Source organism: Paenibacillus sp. 05T425, from assembly GCF_056396205.1.
Map to the genome: position 1 here is coordinate 1 of NZ_JBFTLA010000044.1, position 755 is coordinate 755.

At 49.3% G+C, this 755-nt stretch carries 2 tRNA genes and 1 rRNA gene; all 3 read right to left on the bottom strand.

Annotated elements, in window-relative coordinates:
* Nucleotides 1-127, bottom strand: a 23S ribosomal RNA gene (locus AC1DF0_RS31940); the annotation flags it as partial.
* 217 nt (nucleotides 128-344) lie between these two features.
* A tRNA-Ala gene (locus tag AC1DF0_RS31945) sits at nucleotides 345-420 on the bottom strand.
* Between the two features lie 31 nt (nucleotides 421-451).
* Nucleotides 452-528: transfer RNA gene (locus AC1DF0_RS31950), tRNA-Ile, on the bottom strand.
* Between the last annotated feature and the right edge of the window lie 227 nt (nucleotides 529-755).

Here is a 755-nt window from a genome sequence, read left to right on the forward strand (position 1 = left end):
TTTCCCCATTCGGAAATCCCCGGATCAAAGCCTGCTTACGGCTCCCCGAGGCGGTATCGTTGTTCGCCACGTCCTTCTTCGGCTCCTGGTGCCTAGGCATCCTCCGTGCGCTCTTAATAGCTTAACCAATGCTCAGGTGATTCGGCTTGCTCGCCGTTTTCATTTGATTCCTTTGATCCAATAAGGATGCAAAGGTAAGAATCAAATGAAAAAATGTCGAGACAATCTCGAACACCTTTCGCTAACATAAATCAATCCAGCTAAAGGATGTTTCAGCAATTCTWTTCTTTCGTTATCCAGTTTTCAAAGTGCAATGTTCAACATTTTCCCGAAGGAAAAGTTGTTGGTGGAGCCAAGCGGGATCGAACCGCTGACCTCCTGCTTGCAAGGCAGGCGCTCTCCCAGCTGAGCTATGGCCCCRTAATGGGATCCGACTTCTCAGAGTCGATAGTGGTGGGCCTTAGTGGACTCGAACCACCGACCTCACCCTTATCAGGGGTGCGCTCTAACCAGCTGAGCTAAAGGCCCTCGGGTAGTGTTTTTCGGTTGACCGCGCTTCCTGAATGAACTTCAGAAAACACACTACGAATATTCTGTTCCACTTGCGAAAGACGATTAGTCTTTCAAAACTGACAACGAGCGAGCAATAAACCTGCCTGAGAGTATTGCTGCTTTGGAAGCGATGCTTCCTATCCGAACCTCATCGGGTTCGGGTATATCCTTAGAAAGGAGGTGATCCAGCCGCACCTTCCGAT